Origin of the sequence: Brevundimonas diminuta, assembly GCF_050310045.1 — a bacterium.
Classification (GTDB): Bacteria; Pseudomonadota; Alphaproteobacteria; order Caulobacterales; family Caulobacteraceae; genus Brevundimonas; species Brevundimonas diminuta_F.
On the sequence record NZ_CP190005.1, the window covers coordinates 1,469,791 to 1,487,179 of the forward strand.

The 17,389-nt window shown below is 65.9% G+C and carries 17 protein-coding genes; 9 read left to right on the forward strand and 8 right to left on the reverse strand.

Annotated elements, in window-relative coordinates; all coding sequences use genetic code 11:
• Positions 1-115 precede the first annotated feature (115 nt).
• On the reverse strand, positions 116-880 hold the full coding sequence (locus tag ACORJG_RS07150) for a hypothetical protein (RefSeq protein ID WP_427792710.1): 765 nt from the start codon (positions 878-880) through the stop codon (positions 116-118).
• A gap of 130 nt (positions 881-1,010) precedes the next feature.
• Between ACORJG_RS07150 and ACORJG_RS07155 the strand changes: the two genes are divergently transcribed.
• Entirely contained in the window at positions 1,011-1,616 is a 606-nt protein-coding gene (locus tag ACORJG_RS07155; protein WP_427792712.1) for a TIGR00730 family Rossman fold protein, read from the forward strand.
• A gap of 114 nt (positions 1,617-1,730) precedes the next feature.
• A complete protein-coding gene (locus ACORJG_RS07160) occupies positions 1,731-2,024 on the forward strand; it encodes a CC_3452 family protein (RefSeq protein ID WP_427792713.1) in 294 nt (97 codons plus the stop codon).
• A gap of 76 nt (positions 2,025-2,100) precedes the next feature.
• Here the strand turns inward: ACORJG_RS07160 and gltX are convergent, their stop codons facing one another.
• The 3 genes from gltX to ACORJG_RS07175 all read right to left on the reverse strand — a co-directional run bounded on the left by gltX (position 2,101) and on the right by ACORJG_RS07175 (position 4,579).
• On the reverse strand, positions 2,101-3,435 hold the full coding sequence (gltX, locus tag ACORJG_RS07165) for a glutamate--tRNA ligase (RefSeq protein WP_427792715.1): 1,335 nt from the start codon (positions 3,433-3,435) through the stop codon (positions 2,101-2,103).
• Positions 3,436-3,528: 93 nt separating this feature from the next.
• Complete coding sequence (gene dksA / locus ACORJG_RS07170; protein WP_427792717.1) at positions 3,529-3,963, reverse strand: RNA polymerase-binding protein DksA; 435 nt, start codon at positions 3,961-3,963, stop codon at positions 3,529-3,531.
• Positions 3,964-4,150: 187 nt separating this feature from the next.
• Positions 4,151-4,579, reverse strand: coding sequence for a flagellar assembly protein FliX (locus tag ACORJG_RS07175; RefSeq protein WP_427792718.1), 429 nt, complete (start codon positions 4,577-4,579; stop codon positions 4,151-4,153).
• A gap of 184 nt (positions 4,580-4,763) precedes the next feature.
• Between ACORJG_RS07175 and ACORJG_RS07180 the strand changes: the two genes are divergently transcribed.
• From ACORJG_RS07180 to ACORJG_RS07195, 4 genes are all read left to right on the forward strand, one after another.
• Positions 4,764-5,882: a flagellar basal body P-ring protein FlgI gene (locus ACORJG_RS07180; RefSeq protein ID WP_427792720.1), complete on the forward strand. Its 1,119-nt coding sequence runs from the start codon at positions 4,764-4,766 to the stop codon at positions 5,880-5,882.
• Positions 5,882-6,190 (forward strand): rod-binding protein, encoded by a 309-nt coding sequence (locus ACORJG_RS07185; protein ID WP_427792722.1) that lies wholly within the window; start codon positions 5,882-5,884, stop codon positions 6,188-6,190. The genes ACORJG_RS07180 and ACORJG_RS07185 overlap by 1 nt, the downstream gene beginning before the upstream one ends.
• A complete protein-coding gene (locus tag ACORJG_RS07190) occupies positions 6,187-6,627 on the forward strand; it encodes a flagellar basal-body protein FlbY (RefSeq protein WP_427792724.1) in 441 nt (146 codons plus the stop codon). The genes ACORJG_RS07185 and ACORJG_RS07190 overlap by 4 nt, the downstream gene beginning before the upstream one ends.
• A gap of 86 nt (positions 6,628-6,713) precedes the next feature.
• The gene (locus tag ACORJG_RS07195) at positions 6,714-8,315 is read left to right on the forward strand and encodes an EAL domain-containing protein (protein ID WP_427792725.1); all 1,602 of its coding nucleotides are present in this window, start codon (positions 6,714-6,716) and stop codon (positions 8,313-8,315) included.
• Here ACORJG_RS07195 and ACORJG_RS07200 read toward each other — a convergent pair.
• Both ACORJG_RS07200 and ACORJG_RS07205 read right to left on the reverse strand, forming a co-directional pair.
• On the reverse strand, positions 8,288-9,889 hold the full coding sequence (locus ACORJG_RS07200) for an ABC-F family ATP-binding cassette domain-containing protein (protein WP_427792727.1): 1,602 nt from the start codon (positions 9,887-9,889) through the stop codon (positions 8,288-8,290). The genes ACORJG_RS07195 and ACORJG_RS07200 overlap by 28 nt on opposite strands.
• Positions 9,855-9,992, reverse strand: a complete 138-nt coding sequence (locus ACORJG_RS07205) for a hypothetical protein (RefSeq protein WP_427792728.1) — start codon at positions 9,990-9,992, stop codon at positions 9,855-9,857. Before ACORJG_RS07205 ends, ACORJG_RS07200 begins: the two co-directional genes overlap by 35 nt.
• Before the next feature lie 154 nt (positions 9,993-10,146).
• On the opposite strand from ACORJG_RS07205, the gene ACORJG_RS07210 reads away from it, so the two are divergent.
• Both ACORJG_RS07210 and uvrA read left to right on the forward strand, forming a co-directional pair.
• Positions 10,147-10,674 carry a group III truncated hemoglobin gene (locus tag ACORJG_RS07210; protein ID WP_427792729.1) on the forward strand — a complete coding sequence of 176 codons (528 nt, stop codon included), beginning with the start codon at positions 10,147-10,149 and terminating at the stop codon, positions 10,672-10,674.
• A gap of 96 nt (positions 10,675-10,770) precedes the next feature.
• Positions 10,771-13,710 carry an excinuclease ABC subunit UvrA gene (gene uvrA / locus ACORJG_RS07215; protein ID WP_427792731.1) on the forward strand — a complete coding sequence of 980 codons (2,940 nt, stop codon included), beginning with the start codon at positions 10,771-10,773 and terminating at the stop codon, positions 13,708-13,710.
• A gap of 63 nt (positions 13,711-13,773) precedes the next feature.
• Here uvrA and ACORJG_RS07220 read toward each other — a convergent pair whose 3' ends face one another.
• Together ACORJG_RS07220 and ACORJG_RS07225 are read right to left on the reverse strand one after the other, a co-directional pair.
• Positions 13,774-14,664 carry a hypothetical protein gene (locus ACORJG_RS07220; RefSeq protein WP_427792732.1) on the reverse strand — a complete coding sequence of 297 codons (891 nt, stop codon included), beginning with the start codon at positions 14,662-14,664 and terminating at the stop codon, positions 13,774-13,776.
• Between the two features lie 20 nt (positions 14,665-14,684).
• The gene (locus ACORJG_RS07225; protein ID WP_427792734.1) at positions 14,685-15,623 is read right to left on the reverse strand and encodes a hypothetical protein; all 939 of its coding nucleotides are present in this window, start codon (positions 15,621-15,623) and stop codon (positions 14,685-14,687) included.
• 102 nt (positions 15,624-15,725) lie between these two features.
• Here ACORJG_RS07225 and trmFO point away from each other — a divergent pair, with 102 nt between their 5' ends.
• A complete protein-coding gene (gene trmFO / locus ACORJG_RS07230) occupies positions 15,726-17,147 on the forward strand; it encodes a methylenetetrahydrofolate--tRNA-(uracil(54)-C(5))-methyltransferase (FADH(2)-oxidizing) TrmFO (protein ID WP_427792735.1) in 1,422 nt (473 codons plus the stop codon).
• Positions 17,148-17,389 lie beyond the last annotated feature (242 nt).

A 17,389-nucleotide genomic window follows, 5' to 3' on the forward strand; every position in this document is an offset into this window, starting at 1 on the left:
GACCCGGCGCAGGGAGCGCCGGGCAGAAAGTCATTTTGGTGATGGTGGGTGTCCTCGAAGAAAGAAGACAGGCACCTGAATCAACCGGTTTGGTTAATGGCGCGTTAACGCTGTTTTACTCTGGCGATGCTCCGCCGTTATCAGGCAGCCAGGTCGTCTGACGCGCCGAAGACGAAAGTCGCCGGGTGATGCGCCATCCGTCGCCCGCACGCTCTGCCTGACCAGACGGACTGCCGGGTCCCGGATAGTCGAAAATCTGTCCGTCTACATCCAGCGCGCCTGCACGATCGGCCATCGCCGGCACAAGGACGCTCCAGCGCCCCTGCTTGTCCGCCGTCACCTCGGCGACGCCTCCGCCTGCGCGGATGGCCACCGTCTGGCCCGGCCGGGCCCGACCGGAAGCGATCAGGCCGCCTCCATCGCCGTCCAGGGCGTCCAGCGCCGGACCGGGCGTCAGCCTCAGGCTGGCGCCGCCCTCCGTCAGCAGCGCAGCCAGTTCCTGACGTTCGCCTGCGATCAGAAGCTGTTGCGGGCCGGGCGTCGTCACCTGGCCCACCTGGTTCTCCGGTGTCAGCAGGCGCCCTCCGGAAGCAGCGTCGACCTGGATTTCAAAATGTCCCTGAGTATCCGCCGCAGCTGCAACGACCGATCCTTCACCGCCGCTGAGGATCACCCGTGCACCGGGCTGGGCGACCCCCCGGACCAGAACGCCGCCGGACGTCCGGGGCGAGACGCCGAGAATGCGCGGCGTGGGCGCCCAGTCGTCTTCGCGCATTTCGGCCGCGTCTGTCGTCGCCTCGTTCTTCGGGGCGCCGCAGGCGGAAACCACCATGGCCAGCGCCAGGCACAAACTCAACCGCAGGGCGTTCCTTCGTTCCATCCTGTCCCGCATCGCTATAAGGCTGTTCATCCAGATAGACGGCTCCACCCGCCAGGCCCAGCCTCTTCGGCCGACGCCATGCAATCCCCCGCCTGTCTTCATATGCCGCCAGAGGTCGTCAAAGGTTCCCATGTCTCTGCCCTCCGTCAACATCGCCCCGTTCGAGGGCCGGTCCGCCTGCCTGTTCTGCGGTTCCTCTGATGGAACCGACCCCCGCTATATCGAGGCGGCGGCGGCGTTTGGAAAAGGTGTGGCCGAGGCCGGATGGCGCTTTGTCTATGGCGGCGGCGGGGTCGGCCTGATGGGCGCCTCGGCCCGTGCCGCGCATGAGGCGGGCGGGCGCGTGGTCGGCATCATGCCCGCCTTCCTGCGCAGCCGCGAGCGCCTGTTCGACGACGTGGAGACGATCGTCGTCACCTCCATGCATGAGCGCAAACAGCTGATGTATGACGAATCCGACGTCTTCGTCGTCGCGCCCGGCGGCGTCGGCACGCTGGAAGAAGTCGTCGAGCTGCTGTCGTGGAAGCGGCTGGACCTGCACGCCAAGCCTGTCATCTTCCTGAATCTGGACGGTTTCTGGGACGGTTTCTTCACCCTGATCGAACATACGGTCGAAAAAGGGATGACCCCGCGCAGCTTCCTGGACGCCTATGTCAGCGTCGATTCCGTCGAAGGCGCGATCGAGGCCATGAAATCCGCTCAGGACACGCCTCACTTGCAACATGATCAGCGGTAAGTAAACGTGCGTCAGTAACGCCGGTTCGTCAGAGAAAAGCTGGATTGACAGTTTTCTTAAAAAACGGCCTATGGCGGTGCTGGGCGTGCGCCCCACCCTTATCGGAGACTGTTCATGCGTGCTCTTCTCGCCGCCGCCGTCCTGTTCACGGCCGCCCCCGCCTTTGCTGAAGCCCCGGCGACCAGCGCCACCCTGGCCGACGCAGCCACGGCCCCCAGCGGCCGGGTGATCGTCGACGGCGCGACCTGGCGTTGCGAAGGCGACGCCTGCACCGCCACCGGCGGCTCGAACCAGCCCGCAACGCGCGCGTGCCGCCGCACAGTGGCCAAGATCGGCCCGGTGACCAGCTTCTCCTACAAGGGCCAGTCCCTGAACGAAGAAGAGATCGCCGCCTGCAACGCAGGCTGATCGCGACTTCAGCCCGGAATGAAAAAAGGCCGCCTTCCCGACGAAGGCGGCCTTTCCTTTATCCTTTAAGGCGCTGTCAGGCAGCTTCGCCCTTCAACCGCTGAACCAGACGGTCGCGGCCGATCAGGGGGATCATGGCGGCCATGTCCGGCCCGTGAGCCTGCCCCGTCAGCGCCAGACGCAGGGGCATGAACAGGCCCTTGCCCTTGGCGCCGGTCTTGTCCTTCACTGCGGCGGTCCAGACGGACCATGCCTCGGCGTCGATAGTCTCAGGTAGCAGGTCCAGCGCAGCGGCCGCGAAGGCGGCGTCCTCAATCACCGGCGTCACAGGCCCAGTGACGATCTTCGCCATTTCAAGGACATCGCCGAACCTGTTGAGGTTGACCTTCACCGTGTTCCAGAAGGTCTCGCCCAGGTCGACGCCCAGCGCTTCCAGACGCGGCTGGGCGGCGGCGTAATCGATGGAGTGAACCGCCTGGGCGTTCAGGCGATCCAGATCGGCCGTGTCATAGCGAGCGGGCGAGCGGCCCATCTTGGAGAAGGCGAAGGCCTCGCCCAGTTCCTGAAGAGACGCGGCGACTTCAAGATTGTCCGAGGTGCCGATCTTGCCCAGGTGGCTGGTGATGGCGATCGGCTCATAACCGTCGGCGCGCATGTCCATGATGGCCAGCGAGCCCAGACGCTTGGACAGGGCCGTGCCGTCGGCGCCGACCAGCAGCGGCATATGGGCGAATCCGGGCGTCTTGGCCCCCAACGCCTCAAAGATCTCGATCTGGGCGCCGGTGTTGGTGACGTGATCCTCGCCCCGGATGATGTGGGTGATCTCCATGTCGATGTCGTCGACGACCGACGGCAGCGTATAGAGAAACAGGCCGTCCTCGCGGATCAGCACCGGATCGGACATGGAGGCGGTGTCCACCTCGGCGTGCCCGCGCGCCAGATCCTCCCAGGCGACGCGCTTGCCTTCCAGCTTGAAGCGCCAGTGCGGGCGGCGGCCCTCAGCCTCAAAGGCGGCCTTCTCGGCGTCAGTCAGAGACAGGGATGCGCGATCATAGATCGGCGGCTGGCCGCGCGACAGCTGCACCTTGCGGCGGCGGTCCAGTTCGTCAGCCGTTTCGTAACAGGGATAGAGACGGCCATCGGCCTTCAGCCGGGCGGCGGCCTCTTCATAGCGGTCGAACCGCTTGGACTGGTTGTAGCGTTCGTCCCAGGTCAGGCCGAGCCACTTCAGGTCGATCTCGATATTGTCTTCCGACTCCTGCGTCGAGCGGACCAGGTCGGTGTCGTCGATACGCAGCACGAATGAGCCGCCCTGCCCTTTGGCGAACAGCCAGTTCACCAGAGCCGTGCGGACATTGCCGACGTGCAGCTTACCCGTGGGAGACGGAGCGAAACGAACCTTGACGGACATGGGGGATCAAAGACCTCGATAGGAAGGCGGCTTGGTCGCGCCGCCGTCCGTTCAAGTCAAGCCGAAGCGCCCGTAATCGATACGGGAAACCCCTCAATCGTCGCGGTGAACCCGTTCACGCCGTTCGTGTCGCTCCTGAGCCTCGACCGACAGGGTCGCCGTGGGGCGCGCCTCAAGACGGCCCAGACCGATTGGTTCGCCCGTATCTTCGCAATAGCCGTAGGAGCCGTCCTCAATCCGACGCAGGGCCTCGTCGATCTTGGAGATCAACTTGCGCTGACGATCCCGGGTCCGCAGCTCAAGCGCGCGATCGGACTCGGATGAAGCCCGGTCCACCAGATCAGGGTGGTTCTCGGTCTCGGCCTTCAGGTTGGTGACGGTGCCCTTGGACTCGCGAAGGATGTCATCCTTCCAGGTCAGCAGCTTGGCCTTGAAATAGGCGATCTGCCGCTCATTCATGAACGGCTCATCATCGGTCGGCCGATACGCAGCCGGGTCCGCTGATTTTACTGAGGCCAATGCGGTCATCGCACTCACACTCGTTTCTCTATCGCGCCCCCCTGCGGCGCATGGGCCGTATAGGCAAGCGCAAGAGTCGCGGCAATGGCGTTCGCGAGTCCGTGATATGGCTAAGCTGCGTGCAACAGGGGGTAGTGTGGCGAATTATCCTCACACGAACCGTACAAACGGCGGTTCAGCCGAAGTTTCAACGCTTTCAGCGCCGTGAACGGCTCATTTCCGCTTTCGCCAATTCCACCTCTGCGCGCAGGTCGATCTGGTCCAGCACGAGCTTCAGGCCGGGCTCGGCGTCCTCGTCACGGGCTTCACGCAGGTCGCGGGCCAGCCGCCCCAGAGCCGCAGCGCCGTCCTGTCCGCCCAGCATGGCCAGCTTCAGATCGTCCAGCCGGTCCAGCAATCCAGAGCCGCGACGGATGGCGCGACGGCGACGCTCGGTCGGGTCTTCAACCCCCTGAAGCGCCATCAGGGCTGCAGCCCCGGTGACGCCCGATGCCGATGATGTCGCCCCCGCCTGCGCCGTCGGTGCTGCGCCGCCGGTTGACGGCAGGGCGAAACCGCCCGCCGCACGGGCCGCAGGTCGTGACGTCGGCGTCGAAGCGGCGCCCAAGGGTCCGGTGACCTTCATGCAAGACGTCTCCTTCTAGGCTTTCCACCGTGCCGCAAGGGGCTGAAGCCTTGGTTAACAGCCCGGCAAAACCTGCCGCGAGGCGCCGCCGACCAAATGCGCATTTATTGAAATTGCTGACGTTTTCGTCCGGCACGATCCTCGCATGGTTAATGGCGAACGCTCAAGCAGGGACGCCTGTCATATGCAGAAGTTGCTTACCGCCCTTATCGGCCCGGCCCTCGCGGCCCTGACCCTCGCCGCTCAACCGGGCGTCGCTGAGGCCCAGTCGCGCATCAAGGACATCGTATCGATCGAGGGCGTCCGCTCAAACCAACTGGTCGGCTATGGGCTGGTGGTCGGGCTGAACGGCACCGGCGACAGCGTCCGCAACTCGCCCTTCACCCGCCAGTCGCTGGAAGGGATGATGGAGCGTCAGGGCGTCAACATCCGCGGCGCCAATCTGAACACCAAGAACGTGGCCGCCGTCATGGTCACGGCCGAACTGCCGCCCTTCGCCACGCCCGGCTCGCGACTGGATGTCAGCGTCTCGGCCATGGGCGACGCCAAGAGCCTGCTGGGCGGCACGCTGCTGGTCACCGCCCTGCAGGGCGCCGACGGCGAGATCTACGCCGTGTCGCAAGGCTCGGTTCAGACCGGCGCCGTCTCGGCCTCTGGCGCGTCAGGCTCCTCGATTACACGCGGCGTGCCGACGGCGGGCCGCATCGCCTCGGGCGGGGTGGTCGAGCGCGAGACCGGCTTCGACCTCGCCTCCATGCCTCTGGTGCGGCTGAGCCTGCGCAACCCGGACTTCACCACGGCCCAGCGCATCGCCGCCGCTATCAACGAGACCTACCCCCAGACCGCCTTTGCTGAAAACGGCACCGTGGTCGCCATTCGCGCGCCCCAGAACTTCGGCATGGCGGGCTTCCTCAGCCGGGTCGAGAACCTGCCTGTCCAGATCGACACTCCGGCCAAGGTCATCATCGATGAGGTCAACGGCGTCATCGTCATGGGCGAGGCCGTGCGCATCTCCACCGTCGCCGTGGCGCAGGGCAACCTGACCGTCTCGGTTCAGGAAACGCCGCTGGTCAGCCAGCCCGAGCCCTTCAGCCGCGGCGGCCAGACGGTCGTCGTGCCCCAGTCGGACATCAGTATTTCCGAAGAGACCGGGCGCCAGATGCGGATCGTCGGCGGCTCGACCTCCCTGTCCACGCTGGTCAACGGCCTGAATGCGCTGGGCGTCAGCCCGCGTGACATGATCAGCATCCTGCAGGCTATCAAGGCCGCCGGCGCCCTGCAGGCCGAAATCGAGGTGATCTGATGAGCCCCCTCTCCGCCTCTCCCGACCTGTTGCGGCCCGCGCCTCCAGCAGATGTCGTTTCTCCAAAAGACCGCGAAGCCATGCGCCGCACGGCCGAGGCTTTCGAGGCCAGCTTTCTGTCGCAGATGATGAAGCCCATGTTCGAGGGCCTGAGCACCGAGGCGCCGTTCGGCGGCGGCGCAGGCGAGGCTGCATGGCGCGGCTTTCTCGTCGACGCCATGGCCCAGCAGACAGTGAAGGCGGGCGGCGTCGGACTGGCCGACAGCGTTCTGGCCCAGATGATCAAGATGCAGGAGCAAGGCGCATGACCGCCGATATCGAAACCGCCGCCCTGCGCGTACAGCACCTGACACGTCTGACCCGCGATCTGACCGGGCGGCTATCGGTAGAAATGGAAGCCCTGCGCGCCCACCGGGCTCAGGACCTGAGCGACGGCATGGCCCAGACGCAGGACATGGCCAACCTCTACCGTCGCGAATCCGCACAGGTGAAGGCCAACCCCGCCGCGATCGCCGCTGCGCCCGAGGTCGACCGCCGCGCTCTGATCGAAGCGACCGAAGACTTTGAGACCGTTCTGGCCGAACACGCCGTCGCGGTTGAGGCTGCGCGTCAGGTGTCCGAAGGTCTGGTTCGCACCATCGCCGCCGAGGTGGCGGGCGCCCGCGCACAGGGCGTCGGCTATGGCGCCTCGGGCCAAGCCATGCAGGGCGATGGGCGCGCTGTGGCGCTGAACCGCACCGCCTGATGCTTTAAGGCGGAACCGCCTTTGTTCGTTATCAGTTGGAAGCCTTCCTGGGCCTTTTCTTAATCGCCCGTGCGTATCGTCCTGACATGACCCTGACTCCGCGCCTTCTGGGCCTGGCTTTTGCTTCGGCTGACGCACTGATCGAGATCGATCAGCATGGCGTGGTGCGCCTGGCGCTGGGCTCGGGCGTTGTCGAAGGGCGGCCGACGGCCGAATGGGTAGGGCGCCCCCTCAGCGATCGCCTGTCCGTCAGTAGCGCAGCCGCCCTGCAGCAGATGATTGAAACGCTGGGCTCCGGCCAGCGCAGCGCGCCGCTGGATGTGCTGATGGACTGCGGCGACGGCCGGATGAGGCGCGCCACCCTGCGGGCTTTCGCCCTGCCCGAGATCGCTCCGGCCCGTTCCTGCGCCCTGTCGTATGAAGGCGAGCCCTTCATGATCGAAGAGACGCCCCTGCCCCTCGGCGCGCCCGCCAGAGACGCCGACGGCTTCCTGAATCATGCGCGCGCCAGCCTGTCGGGCGGCGAGGCCGGCGCCCTGCAACGGCTGGCCCTGGCCTTCATCGACGTAAACGGCCTGCAGGGCGTCGACCCCGCCACGCTGGAACGCGTCCACAGTCGCATCGGCGCCACCCTGAACGCCGCCTCGCACGACGGCGCCAGCGCAGGTCGGCTGACCCCTGAGCGGTATGCCCTGATCCGCGATGTGGATGACACCCGTGATCTGGCGGCGGAGATGCAGAAGGCCGGTCAAGCCGAGGGCGTGGCTTTGTCGGCGACCGCCACGCAGACCGCGTTGGGGGGCGATGCGGCCTCGGCCCTGCGCGCCATGCGGTTCGCCATCGAAGGCTGTTTGAAGGACGGCGGACTGGATCAGCCGGAACTGTCCTTCGCCGATTCCCTGCAACGCACGCTGAACGACGCCGAGCGTTTCCGCAGCATCGTGCGCGATCGCGAGTTCGCCCTCTATTACCAGCCCATCGTCGATCTGAAGACGCGCGCGGTGCATCACTTCGAAGCGCTGGCCCGCTTCGGCAAGGGATCGGGGCCCGCAGCCGCCATCCGCATGGCCGAGGAGCTGGCCCTGATCGACGGCTTCGATCTGGCCGTGGCGGAAAAGGCGGTGCGACGCCTGCGCGAACCCGGCGGCGGCCTGCTGAAGATCGCCGTCAATGTCTCAGGCGCATCACTGGCCAATGACGCCTATGTCGCCGCCCTGTTGAAGATGACCGCCACCGCGCCCGATGATCGCCGCCGCCTGATGGTCGAGGTGACAGAGACCGCCGCCCTAGCCGATCTGGCAGCCGCCGACCGGCGTCTGAGCGCCCTGCGCAATGCGGACATCAAGGTCTGTATCGATGACTTTGGCGCAGGTTCGGCCTCATTCGATTATCTGCGCGGCCTGTCGGTCGATGCGGTGAAGATCGACGGCGCCCTGGTGCGCGATATCGACATCGACGCCCGCACCCGCACGCTTGTCTCGCATCTGGTCGAGTTGTGCGGCTCGCTGGATCTGGAGACGATCGCCGAAATGATCGAGACGGAACAGGTCGCCGACGCCCTGCGCGATCTGGGCGTCACCCACGGTCAGGGCTGGCTGTTCGGCCGGGCCGAGCCTGAGCCGCGCACCATATTGAACACCCCCGCGATCCGGGGGCGCCGTCAGGGCGTGGTCGAAGGCTGGAGCTGACCGTCCTTCAGCACGATCGTGCGCTCTACGCCCAGATTTTCCAGAAAATCTGCGTCATGGCTGACCACCACCAGAGCGCCGTCATAGCCTGACAGCGCCGCCTCCACCGCTTCGACGGAATCGATGTCCAGATGGTTGGTCGGCTCGTCCAGCACCAGCAGTTGCGGCGGCTGCGTCCCGGTCATGACGCAGGCCAGCGCCGCGCGAAGCCGCTCGCCGCCGGACAGTTCTCCGGTCTTTCGATCCGCCTGAACATTGCGGAACAGAAAGCGCGCCAGAGCCGCTCGCGCCGCATTGGGCGTCCCCTGCGGGTTCAACCGCAGCCAACTGTCGACGAGCGTTTCGTCAGGCTTGAGCATGGCCGCCTGCTGATCCAGCAGGGCCGCGCGAACCGGCCGTTCGACCGATCCCATCGTTGGTTCGGTCAGCCCCGCGACCAGCTTCAACAGGGTCGTCTTGCCCGCCCCATTGGGACCGACCACAGCGATGCGCTCCGGCCCGGTCAGGCGCAGCGAGATCGGCCCCAGCAGACGGCGGCCGTCGTCGGCCGTAACGACCGCCTCATTCAGGTTCAACACCATACGTCCCGCAGGCAGGCCGGTCGGCGGCATGGCCAGCGCCATCTGGCGCACCCGCTCGACGCGTTCGCGCGCCTCGGCCAGATCGGTTTCGACCGCCTGACGCTTGCGTTCGGCCAGACGCTGGCCGCGCGCGCCGCTCTCCTCGGCACGCTGGGCCTGAGCATCGAGCAGGATCTTGGGATCGGAGCTGTTGGCGCGCGCCGCCTTGGCCGTGCGGTCGCGGCGAGCCTGACGCTCCTGCGCGATCTGAGCCTCACGCTGCACCCGACCGATGGCGCGCTCGGCCTGTTCCAGATCACGCTCGGCGGCGGCCCGCTCGGCGTCACGGCGCTCGACATACAGATCCCAGCCGCCGCCATGCACCCGTGCGCCCAGGCTGGACAACTCCACGATGCGATCCACGCCGCGCAGCAGGGCGCGGTCGTGGCTGACCAGCACCACCCCGCCCGGCCAGCCGGCCACCAAATCAGCGATCATGGCGCGCGCCTCGGCGTCCAGATGGTTGGTCGGCTCGTCCAGCACCAGCAGGTCCGGCGCGGCCAGCTTCAGCCCCGCCAAGCGCAGGCGCGTCTGTTCGCCGCCGCTGAGGTCCGCCGTGCGGCGGTCCAGCGTCAGATCGGCCAAACCGACTTCGGCCAAAGCCGACTGCATCCGCTCTTCCAGCGTCCAGTCCGCCTCGGCCATTTCGTCCAGAGAGCCTTCGCCCGCCAGCACGCGATGCAGGATCGCCAGAGGCCCAGCAACGCCCAGCGTATCCGCCGCCGTTTCGTCATCCGCAGGCGTCTGGGCCTGCGCCAGCCAGCCGACCGTTCCGGCGCGCGAGATGGCGCCCTCAGCGGGCTCAGCCAGACCGGCGACAAGACGCAGCAGCGTGGTCTTGCCCACGCCGTTGCGGCCCACGACGGCCGTGCGTTCGCGCCCGAAGGCGAGCGTCAGATTGTCGAAAAGACCTCTACCGTCAGGCGTACGGGCCGCGACGCTGTTGAGCGTCACGAGTGCGGATGCGGACCGGTTTGGGCTTGGGTTGTGCGAGGACATAGGCGAACACGAGCAGCGGAACGGAAAGGGCGAAACCGATTTCCAAAGTGCTGATCATGATCGTCGCGCCTCCTCACTGATGCGTTGGCTGAGTGAAGGATGGGGATGGACGTTTCGTAACGCAACCCCCAATTTGCAGCTCAGCTTTCACAGAACCGCCCTGGACAATCGGCGTCATGGTCTTCTGCGGCGCCGCTTCCTATCTTGCCGGAATGAGCACGCCCGACCGCCCCGTCGCCTTCCGCATCGACCGTCCTGCGCCGGATCGCGTCGAGGCCGCCGCCCGGCGTGAAGCCGCCGTCGCCCGCATCCGCGCCGAAACCGGCATCGACGAAGCCATGATCGATATGCTGGTCGAAGGGTTCTACGCCAAGGTGCGAGAGGATGACGTCATCGGCCCGATCTTCGCCGCCCATATCGATGACTGGGGCCCGCATCTGGAGCAGATGAAGCTGTTTTGGTCGTCCGTCGCCCTGTCGACCGGCGTCTATCAGGGGCGGCCCATGCCCAAGCACCTGCCCCTGCCCATCGACGCGCGCCATTTCGACCACTGGCTGGGCCTGTTCGAGGCGACCGCACGCGACCTGTGCCCGCCGGTCGCCGCTGAACACTTCATCGTCCGCGCCCGCCGCATCGCCGAAAGCCTTGAACTGGGCGTGGCCAACGCCAACGGCGTCCTGGTCGGCCCCGGCGAACGCTATCGCCGCCCCGAGGCGCCGTGGGCGCCGGACGCAGACTAAAAGTTCTCATATTGTTCTTGCTGTTTCCGGCGAATTGATCCCCATATAGCGTCGTCGCCCCGAACCGTTCCGGGGCCTTCCGCGTTCTCGGATTCCATGATCGAAAAGCACAACTTCATCCGCGTTCGCGGCGCCCGCGAGCACAACCTCAAGGGCGTGGATCTCGACATTCCGCGCGAGCAGCTGGTGGTCATGACCGGCCTGTCGGGTTCGGGCAAATCCTCGTTGGCGTTCGACACCATCTATGCCGAGGGTCAGCGCCGCTACGTCGAGAGCCTGTCGGCCTATGCGCGCCAGTTCCTGGAGCTGATGGGCAAGCCGGACGTGGACCTGATCGAGGGCCTGTCCCCGGCCATCTCCATCGAGCAGAAGACGACATCGAAAAACCCGCGCTCGACCGTCGGCACCGTCACCGAAATTCATGATTATATGCGCCTGCTGTGGGCGCGCGTGGGCGTTCCCTATTCGCCCGCCACCGGCCTGCCTATCGAGAGCCAGACCATCAGCCAGATGGTCGACAAGCTGACCGCCCTGCCCGACGGCGAACGCATCCTGCTGCTGGCCCCGGTCGTTCGCGGCCGAAAGGGCGAATACAAGAAGGAAATGGCCGAGTGGCAGCGTCATGGCTTCCAGCGGCTGAAGATCGACGGCGAATTCTACGCCATCGAGGACGCCCCCGCGCTCGACAAGAAGTTCAAGCATGACATCGATATCGTCGTCGATCGCATTGTAACCAAAGAAGGTCTTGAGCCGCGTTACGCCGACAGCATCCAGACCGCTCTGGGTCTGGCCGACGGGATCGCCACGGCGGAATGGGCGAATGCGCCCGAAGGCGAAGAGCCGCGCCGCATCGTCTTTTCCGAGAAATTCGCCTGCCCCGTTTCAGGCTTCACCATCAGCGAGATCGAGCCCAGGCTGTTCTCGTTCAACAACCCCTTCGGCGCCTGCCCGGCCTGTGACGGTCTGGGGGTCAAGCTGGCCTTCGACGCCGATCTGGTGATCCCGGATCGCGACAAGACCCTGCACAAGGGCGCGGTGGCGCCGTGGGCGCGCGGTCCGTCGCCGCTCTATACGCAGACGCTGCAGTCGCTGGCCCTGCACTACGGCTTCTCGATGGATAAGGCGTGGCGCGACCTGCCGGAAAAGGCGCAGAGCGTCATCCTGCGCGGCTCGGGCGGCGACAAGATCAAGTTCGTCTATGACGACAACGCCCGCAAATATGAGGTCTCCAAGCCGTTCGAGGGCGTGCTGCCGAACCTTGAGCGTCGCTGGCGCGAGACCGACAGCGCCTGGGTGCGCGAGGAACTGGGCCGCTATCAGTCCGAAACCCCGTGCGAGGTGTGCGGCGGCAAGCGCCTGAAGCCCGAGGCGCTGGCGGTCAAGGTCGGGGGCGAGGACATCGCCGACATCTCCAACCTGTCGATCTCCAAGGCCTTCCTGTGGTTCTCGACGCTGGAAGACGCCCTGACCGAAAAGCAGGTCGAGATCGCCCGGCGCATCCTGAAGGAGATCACCGACCGGCTGCGCTTCCTGAACAATGTCGGGCTGGACTATCTGAACCTGTCGCGCAGTTCCGGCACCCTGTCCGGCGGCGAGAGCCAGCGCATCCGTCTGGCGTCGCAGATCGGATCGGGCCTGACCGGCGTCCTCTATGTGCTGGACGAGCCGTCCATCGGCCTGCACCAACGCGACAACACCCGCCTGCTGGACAGCCTGAAGGGGCTGCGCGACCTCGGCAACTCGGTGCTTGTGGTCGAGCATGATGAAGAGGCCATCCTGACCGCCGACTACGTCATCGACATGGGGCCGGCCGCCGGCGTCCACGGCGGCACGGTCTGCGCCGAGGGCACGCCCGCCGAGGTCATGGCCAACCCCAACTCCCTGACCGGTCAGTATCTGACCGGCGCGCGCGAGATCGAACTGCCGCCCGAAGGCCGCCGCCCCATCGACCGCAAGCGGATGCTGAAAGTCTCGGGCGCGACGGGCAACAACCTGAAGAACGTCACGGGAGAGATCCCGGTCGGCGTCTTCACCTGCATCACCGGGGTGTCGGGCGGCGGGAAGTCGACCTTCACCATCGAGACCCTCTACAAGGCCGCCGCGCGGCGTCTGAACAATACGTCCGACGCCCCTGCCCCGTTCGACCGCATCGAGGGGCTGGAGCATTTCGACAAGGTCATCGACATCGACCAGTCGCCGATCGGACGCACGCCGCGCTCGAACCCGGCCACCTATACCGGCGCCTTTGGGCCCATCCGCGACTGGTATGCGGGCCTGCCCGAGGCCAAGGCGCGCGGCTATGGCCCCGGCCGCTTCAGCTTCAACGTCAAGGGCGGCCGCTGCGAGGCCTGTCAGGGTGATGGCGTCATCAAGATCGAGATGCACTTCCTGCCCGACGTCTACGTCACCTGCGACGTCTGCAAGGGCAAGCGCTACAACCGCGAAACGCTGGAAATCGTCTTCAAGGGCAAGAGCATATCCGACGTTCTGGACATGACGGTTGAAGAAGCCGCGCGCTTCTTCACCGCCGTGCCCTCGATCCGCGACAAGATGCTGACGCTGGAGCGCGTGGGGCTGGGCTACGTCAAGGTCGGCCAGCCCGCCACCACCCTGTCGGGCGGCGAGGCGCAGCGGGTCAAGCTGTCGAAGGAGCTGTCCAAGCGGGCGACGGGCAAGACGCTCTACATCCTCGACGAGCCGACGACCGGGCTGCACTTCGAGGACACGCGCAAGCTGCTGGAGGTGCTTCAGGAACTGGTCGAAAACGGCAACACCATCGTGGTGATCGAGCACAACCTCGACGTCATCAAGGTGGCTGACCACCTGCTGGACTTCGGCCCCGAAGGCGGCGACGGCGGGGGCGAGATCGTCGCCGTCGGCACGCCGGAACAGGTCGCCGAGAACCCCGCCAGCTGGACCGGCCGCTACCTCAAGGAAGTGCTGAACCGGCACGAGGAACGTCGCAAGGGCCGCGTCGCCGCTCTGACCGCCGCCCCCGCGCCCGCCAAGCGCGCCAAGGCCCGCAAGAGCGCCTGACCTCAAAAGAACGCCGCGCCCCTCTCGGAGCGCGGCGTTTTCATTTCCAGCGATGCCGTCGGATCAGGCGCGCGACACGCCCTTGATGCCCAGATAGGCCGCCGAGAACGGCGCATAGATGACGGCCGCCTGCGCCGCCGACAGTAGGGAATTAACGACGCACCACACCAAAAGGGCCGGCCAGAACTTCACCAGCAGTGTGACGACATTCGTCGTTCCGGCGCCCGCAATACTGTCCAGCCCGCCGAAGATCAGATTCACCGGCGCGATGACGATGGAGCCCAGCAGCCCCACCAGCATGGACATCACGCCCGCCAGCACCGCCATGCCCAGCAGCGGCCAGAAGCGGCCCCTGGTCATCGCCCAGCTTTCCCTGATGGCGATCTTCTGCTCGGCGAAGGTCATCGGCGCGACGAGGCAGAGACGAACCGCCAGCCAGACGCAGGCCGCCGCCAACGCCAGCCCCGCCAGAACCGCAGGCAGAACGAGGAAGGGCGCGCTCATGAGCCCTGCCAGACCAATGAGCGCGCTGACCACGGTGGTTCCAATCATGACGACGCCGAACATCAGCAAGGCCACGATCAGGCTCGCCCCCAGAATGCGCAGTTCGTCGCGGCCGAGGCGCAGATAGCCGAACCCTTTGTCCTGAGGCCTGATCACCGACCGCGCGACCGCCGCTGTCAGCACTGCGCTGAACAACAGCGACAGCGGCAGGGCCAGAATCATCATTGCGCCATAGGCCCGGAACACCACCATCAACTCATCAATCGACGGTTCAGCGCTCTGTTCGATCTGCTGCGCCAGATTGATGATGTTGACCAGACTACCGCCCGCCACGGCGAAGAAGACCGCAAAGAACACAATATAGGCCGCAGCCCAGGCCAGGATGGCCATGGGCGCCCGACGGGCCAGACGGAAACCCTCAAAGGCGGATTCGGTGGGATTGAAACTCATGCTGGCTCCTCGATTCTCGCTCAGCTTAACGCAGCCGCGCCGGTTTCGTCGCGGTTTTGCGTCGTCAGCATCTGGCGGCAGGCCGAAACGCCGGGGGCGATACAAATGGTGATGATGACGCCGTAATAGATCGACGCTCCGATGAAAGCCGCCACGGCCGCCCCTGCGATCAGGCCCGGATTAAGGTCCGGCACGCCGCTCTGCGCGCTGTCTGCCCAGACGGCCAGTTGAGGCCAGAACGGAATGCTGGCTCCCAACAGAAGCAGGCCCGCCAAAAGGAGGAACAGCAACTGAACCATAAAGGCGATGACATAGGTCGAGACGAACAGCCCCAGCAGCACCCCAACGCGCCCTCGCGTCATCTTCCAGCCGGGCACAAAGGCGAAGTCCTGCGTTGCAAGGCTGAGCGGCATGATCATCGATGATCGCAAAGCCGCCCAGACGATGCCCGCGATGCCCGCCAGCCCGACCACCACGCCCATGATGAGCGCCGCTGTTTCAGACACCATCCAGAAGGCGGCGCCGAAGGCGAAGGCCAGCAAGGTGACCAGCAGCATCACACCATAACAGCCAGCCATAACGGCCAGCCCGATCACGGCGACCCGCGCCTCATCCATACCGACACGCAGGTCAAAGAAGCGGCCCGGCGCGCGTTCCGGCCACAACACGGCGCGATAGACGGCGGCGATCACCAGCACGAACCCGGCCAGTTGGACGACATTGATCAGCATGGCGAAGGCCTGGAACCGCATCATGGCGCCCAGCGTCTGCGGGCTGGGGTCGCCCTCAGCGGTCAAAGCCGTCGGTCCAAGCGTCAGGAACAGGTCGATCAGCGCGATAAAGGACAGCAGAACAGGCAGGGCCATAACGATGCCCCACCCGGCAACTGCCCCTGGCCGCCGCCGGATCAGGCGGAAACCTTCCGCCAGCGCTTCTCCGATCTCAAATCCGTGGGTCATGAACAGCCTCCGTCGCCATCTGTAGCGATGAACCCCGCTCGGCGACAGGCCCGGCCACACGCCCCGCATGACAGGCGACGCGTGCAAGGCTATTAGGCCGCCATGTCGAACGCGTCTCCCGCACCCCGCCCCGCCCCCGCTCCTGTGCACGTCATCGGCGGAGGCCTCGCCGGTTCCGAAGCGGCCTGGCAGATCGCCCAGGCGGGCGTGCCCGTCATCCTGCACGAAATGCGCCGGGACGAGCCGGAGCAGGTTCGCACCGACGCCCACCACACCACGGGTCTGGCCGAACTGGTCTGCTCCAACTCCTTCCGGTCGGACGATTGGGAATACAACGCCGTCGGCCTGCTGCACGCCGAGATGCGCGCGCTGGACAGCCTGATCATGGCCTCGGGCGACGCCAACCAGGTGCCCGCGGGCGGCGCCCTGGCGGTCGATCGCATCGGCTTCTCAGACGCCGTGACGGCCAAACTTGAGGCTCACCCTCTCGTGACCATCGTGCGCGAGGAGATCGCAGGCATTCCGCCGGAAGACTGGGACAACGTCATCGTCGCCACCGGCCCGTTGACCTCGCCCGCCCTGGCCGACGCCATCCTGAAGGCGACCGGCGAGGAAAGCCTCAGCTTCTTCGACGCCATCGCGCCGATCATTCATGCCGACAGCATCGACTTCAACGTGGCCTGGCGCCAATCGCGCTATGACAAGGAAGGCCCGGGCGGCGACAAGGCGGCCTACGTCAACTGTCCGATGGACAAGGCCCAGTACGAAGCCTTCATCGACGCCCTGCTGGACGGCCCCAAGGCCGACTTCAAGGAGTGGGAGAACGTCCCCTATTTCGACGGCTGCCTGCCGATCGAGGTCATGGCCGAGCGCGGCCGCGAGACCCTGCGCCACGGTCCGATGAAGCCGGTCGGCCTGACCAACCAGCACAACCCGACGGTCAAGCCCTACGCCATCGTGCAACTGCGTCAGGACAATGCGCTGGGGACCCTGTTCAACATGGTCGGCTTCCAGACCAAGCTGAAATACGGCGCCCAGACCGACGTCTTCCGCATGATTCCCGGGCTTGAGAACGCCCAGTTCGCGCGTCTGGGCGGTCTGCACCGCAACACCTTCCTGAACAGCCCGAAACTGCTGGACAAGCAGATGCGGCTGAAGGCCATTCCACGCCTGCGCTTCGCCGGTCAGGTGACGGGAGTCGAAGGCTATGTCGAAAGCGCGGCCATGGGCCTGCTGACCGGCCGTCTAGCCGCCGCTCAGGCGCTGGGACGCGATCTGGCCGCGCCGCCGCCAGAAACGGCCATGGGCGCCCTGGTCGAGCACATCACCGGCGGCCACCTGGAAGGCTCCAAGTTCCAGCCGATGAACATCAACTACGGCCTGCTGCCCCCGCTGGAAGCGCCCAAGGTCGATGAAGACGGCAAGCGCATCCATCCCAAGGAGCGCGGCCGCGCCAAGAAGCGCCTGCAGAGCATCCGCGCCATGGATGCGCTCAAGGCGTGGCGCGATCGGCAGCAGAGCTGAACGACGTGTCCGCAGCGGCGATCACATCGCTTGTTTGGTGCAGGTGTTAATATTCAGCCAGGGGATGTTAATCATGAATGCGGCATGTGATGATGCGGCAAAGGTCGCTGGCGGCGGGCGGGCGCGACGCATCCACAGGATGCCGACTTTATCATGGGTCGGGCTTTAACCGTTACGCCGGCTGTTTTGAGCAGAAAAATTGGCGCCGTTTCAGCGTATCGCGCGTTAGGGACGCAGCGAAG